We start from the raw sequence: 3,775 nt of genomic DNA on the forward strand, positions 1-3,775 counted from the left end.
GCGCTCGACATCGCGCGCAAGACCGGAGCCGAGGTCGTGCTGGTCCACGCCGGGACGATTCCCGACCCGATCCCCGACATCCCCGAGGCGATGGAGGGGGCGGCCGCGCACTTCGAGCGCGCCCTGCGCGAACAGCTCGCCGAGAACCGCGCCAAGCTCGAGGCGCTGCGCGAGCGGGTGAGCGGCGGCGGCGTGCCGGTGTCCCAGGTCGTCATCGACGCGTTCGCGGACACCGGCCTCGCCGAGGCCGCCAAAGAGATGCACGCGGACCTCACGGTCGTCGGTACCCACGGCCGCACCGGCGTGCAGCGGTTCCTGCTCGGCAGCGTCGCGGAGCGCGTCGTCCGCTACAGCGACGACAGCGTGCTCGTCGCGCGCCCGAACGTCCACAGCGCCGGCGGCTACCGGCGCATCCTCGTGCCGATCGACTTTTCCGAACTGTCCGACCGGGTGGTCGACGCGGCGCTCACGCTCGCCGCGCGCGACGGACACGTCGACGTACTCCACGCCTGGGAGCTTCCCGGCGCCAACTGGCTGACGAAGGACATCCAGACGGCCCGCGGTGGCGCGCTGCGCCAACAGATGGCCGCGCAAGCGCGCAAGACCGCCGAAGAACTGCTCGCGCGCCACGCCACCTCCGGCGTCGACATCACCGTCGTCGACCGCGAAGGACCGGCGACGCAAGTGATCCAGGACGTCGCGCGGGCCGGTAACTACGACTTGATCGCGATGGGCAGCCATGGCCGCCGCGGCCTGCGCCGGTTCATCCTCGGCTCCGTCGCCGAGGCAACCGTGCGCTATGCGCCGTGCTCGGTGTTGGTCGTCCACCCGGAGCGCGGCGCGGCCTCGGAACGCGACGCCCAGGAGGCCTGACGTGCCGTACCGGCGCATCCTGGTCCCGACCGACTTCTCGGCGACAGCCGAGCGGGCGGCGGCGCTCGCGGCCGCGCTCGCCCGCCGCGACGGCGCGGAACTGACTTTGCTGCACGTGAGCCCGATGGCCGACTTCGCGTTCATGGCGGTCGAGCCGATCTATTTACCGGAAGAACTGTGGGAGCGGCTGTGGGACCGCGAGGTCGCCCACATCCAACGCGAGCTGGACGACCTGCAAGCCAAGCTCGAGCGCGGCGCCGGCGGCGAACTCACCGTGCGCACGACCTATCGGCGAGGCGATCCGGCCGTGCGGATCGCCGCCGAGGCGCGGGAAGGCTGCGCAGACCTCATCGTCATGGGGACGCGCGGCGCCGGCGGCGGACTGCGACACCTGTTCGGCGGGGTCGCCGAAGCCGTCGCCCGCACGGCGCCGTGCCCCGTGTTTCTCGCGACCGCCAGCGCCCCCGCGCAGCCGCCGAGCCACGCGCTCGCCTGCATCGACTACTCCGCGTTCTCCGAGCCGGTCCTCGAGCAGGCCGCCGCCCTCGTCGGCGCACGCGGGACGCTCACCTGCCTGCACGTGTGGCAACACCCGCCGCTGATCGCCGCCGAGCCGCTGGCCGAGTTCACCGCCGAGATCGAGCGCGCCCGGGCAGCCGAGGCCCGCCGGCTCGCTGAGTTCGTCGACAGCTCGCCGGCGGGCGACCTGTGCGCCGCCAAGCGGTTCGAGATCGGCAGCCCGGCGCGCACGATCCTCGAGACGGCCGAGGAGGTGAAAGCCGACGTCATCGCTCTCGGTTCGCACGGCCGCCGCGGCGTCGAGCGCATCATCGGCACGGTCGCCGACCGCGTGCTGCGCAACGCGGACGTCCCGGTGCTGATGGTGCCGGAGGCATCGCTCGAAGGTGGCCGGGAAGCGGCGGACGACGCCGCTGGGGAGGAACCGGAGGACACCGATGCCCGCTGACCTGCTGCGAGAACACGAGTACGTCAGGACGTTGTTCGACCGCCTTCGCGCGGTCCTCGCCGCGCCCGACGACTGCCTGCCCGCCGCGCGCTGGCAGCGGTTGCTCGACCACGAGTTGCGCGCGCTGCGGTCGGCTCTGGCGCGGCACTTCCGCCACGAGGAACACGGCGAGTATCTCAAGCCGGTTCGGCACCGCCGGCCGACGCTCGCCCCCAAGCTGGCCGACCTGCAGGCTCAGCATGCGGTGTTCCGCTCGACAGTCGACGAGTTGATCGCCGCGAACGCCGCCGGAACGCCTCGCGCGGAGCTGCGCCCGCGCATCGAAGCGCTGCTGGCTCGCCTGAGCGCGCACGAGGCGGCCGAGACGGAGCTGCTCCAGGAAGCGCTGGCCGTAGACCTGGGCGGCGGCGACTGAACTGACCGGAGGAGGGCCGTGGAGACGATCCTGATCGCAACCGATTTTTCGCCCGAGGCGTCGAGCGCCTTCGCGCACGGCGTCGCCATCGCGCGGCAGACCGGCGCGCCCGTCCTGCTCGTCCACGTACTCGATCCCGACGAACGCGACCACTACGATGCTGCGCACGAGCAGCTCGCGCAAATACAAGCGCGCGCGGCGGACTCCGGCGTGCATGCAGACATCCGCATCGTGATCGGTCACGCCGACACGGCGCTGCCAGATACCGCCCGCGATGCGGGCGCCAGACTCATCGCCGTCGGCACCCACGGGCGGACCGGCATTCGCCGGTTCCTGATGGGCAGCGTCGCCGAGCGGGTCGTGCGGTCGGCCGGCGTCGACGTGCTCGTCGCACGCGGCGCCGCGCCCGCGGGCGGCTATCGGCGCGTGCTCGTCCCCATCGACTTCTCCCCGCTGTCCGAAGCCGCGCTCGACCGCGCCGCCCTGCTGGTCGCCGGCGACGGCGCGATCGACCTGTTCCACGCCTGGCAGCTGCCGGGCGCCGCCTCCGGCTACTGGGGACCCGCGGCCGACGGGGGCGAACTGCTCGCCCCGCTGCGCGACGACCTGCGGAAGGCGATCGAGGCGCAGGCGGCCGCGTGGATCGAGCGCCACCGCGAACTCGCCGGCCGGCTCACGTTCAGCCATACGGAGGACGTGCCGACTCACGCGATCCGCAAGCGGCTCGACGACCACGACTACGATCTGGTCGTCATGGGCAGCCACGGGCGTCGCGGAGTACGGCGCTGGGTGCTCGGCTCCGTCGCCGAACTCACCGTCCGCTATGCGCCGGTCTCGGTGTACGTCGTCCACGCGGCGGACACCGGCCAGTAGGAGACAGACAATGCTTCGCGTCCGCGACATCATGACCCGGCACGTTCTGACGCTGCGCGCATCGGCGTCGGTGCGGTCCGCCGCGTGGAGTCTGCACACGGCGCACGTATCCGGCGCTCCCGTGCGCGACAACGACGGCAACGTCGTCGGGGTCTTGTCGACGACCGACTTGAGCGCCCTCGCCCGCGCCGGAGACGATCCCGAACTCGTTTCGATCGCGGACGCGATGACCCCGGTGGTGTGGTCCATTCATCCGGACGCGCCCGCGATCGACGCCGTGCGCATGATGGTCGCCCGCGGCATCCACCGCGTGCTCGCCGTACGCCGTCCCGGCGAGGTCGAGGGGATCGTGACCGCGATGGACGTCCTACGCGCGCTGGCCGACGGCCACACGTTTTCCGAATCCACTGCGAAAGGAGACGCCGATGCGGAGCAGGCCACTGACGGTCGCTGACTTCATGACGACCGCGCTCATCACGATGAAGCCGACCGATACGGTCGTCCACGCCGACGTCGACATGCGGCTGGCGAACATCCGACACATCCCGGTGGTCGACGACCGCGGCAAGCTGGTCGGTATCCTGTCGAACCGCGACGTGCTGCGCGCGCTCGGCCAGGCCGACATCGAGTCGGTGCGCATCGGCGAC

The 3,775-nt window shown here is 71.9% G+C and carries 6 protein-coding genes; all 6 read left to right on the forward strand.

What is annotated here, in order from left to right; all coding sequences use genetic code 11:
- Positions 1-873 (forward strand): universal stress protein (locus D6689_09120; protein ID RMH42124.1); only part of this gene is annotated, 873 nt, incomplete at its 5' end.
- Positions 740-1,840: a universal stress protein gene (locus tag D6689_09125; protein RMH42125.1), complete on the forward strand. Its 1,101-nt coding sequence runs from the start codon at positions 740-742 to the stop codon at positions 1,838-1,840. The genes D6689_09120 and D6689_09125, both read left to right, overlap by 134 nt.
- A complete protein-coding gene (locus tag D6689_09130) occupies positions 1,830-2,255 on the forward strand; it encodes a hemerythrin domain-containing protein (GenBank protein ID RMH42126.1) in 426 nt (141 codons plus the stop codon). Before D6689_09125 ends, D6689_09130 begins: the two co-directional genes overlap by 11 nt.
- An 18-nt stretch (positions 2,256-2,273) precedes the next feature.
- Complete coding sequence (locus D6689_09135) at positions 2,274-3,128, forward strand: universal stress protein (GenBank protein RMH42127.1); 855 nt, start codon at positions 2,274-2,276, stop codon at positions 3,126-3,128.
- Positions 3,079-3,582, forward strand: a complete 504-nt coding sequence (locus D6689_09140; GenBank protein ID RMH42128.1) for a CBS domain-containing protein — start codon at positions 3,079-3,081, stop codon at positions 3,580-3,582. Before D6689_09135 ends, D6689_09140 begins: the two co-directional genes overlap by 50 nt.
- 4 nt (positions 3,583-3,586) lie before the next feature.
- On the forward strand, positions 3,587-3,775 hold a 189-nt coding region (locus tag D6689_09145; GenBank protein RMH42129.1), incomplete at its 3' end, for a CBS domain-containing protein.

Source organism: Deltaproteobacteria bacterium (genome assembly GCA_003696105.1).
Classification (GTDB): domain Bacteria; phylum Myxococcota_A; class Polyangia; order Haliangiales; family J016; genus J016.

What these genes read in the sequence shown, in the direction of transcription:
- D6689_09125 (RMH42125.1), top strand. Translation starts at nt 740, where the DNA reads ATGGCCGCCGCGGCCTGCGCCGGTTCATCCTCGGCTCCGTCGCCGAGG.
- D6689_09130 (RMH42126.1), top strand. Translation starts at nt 1,830, where the DNA reads ATGCCCGCTGACCTGCTGCGAGAACACGAGTACGTCAGGACGTTGTTC.
- D6689_09140 (RMH42128.1), top strand. Translation starts at nt 3,079, where the DNA reads ATGCGCCGGTCTCGGTGTACGTCGTCCACGCGGCGGACACCGGCCAGT.